The organism is Arthrobacter sp. B0427-1-12, assembly GCF_059092905.1.
The window spans coordinates 1-201 of the sequence record NZ_JBNHIC010000287.1; the positions used below are offsets into that span (position 1 = coordinate 1).

General features: G+C 65.2%; 1 protein-coding gene. It reads right to left on the reverse strand.

Annotated features, from left to right (window positions below; translation table 11 throughout):
• Window positions 1-201 (reverse strand): DODA-type extradiol aromatic ring-opening family dioxygenase (locus AC5RWU_RS24880; protein ID WP_493986824.1); only part of this gene is annotated, 201 nt, incomplete at both ends.

Here is a 201-nt window from a genome sequence, read left to right on the forward strand (position 1 = left end):
GGGCGACGGAGTTGACGAAGACCGGGATCACCGGAGTCGCATCCAGCCCGCCGAAGATGATCTCCATCGGCTGCACGGCGCCGTGGTCGACCTCCATCCTGCGCGAGATCGCGGTGTCGATGTCCCGGTCGATGACGAACTGGGCCAGCTCCTCGGCGATGCCGGTCGGGACGTTGATTGGTCCTTCCCAGGAGTCGTAGT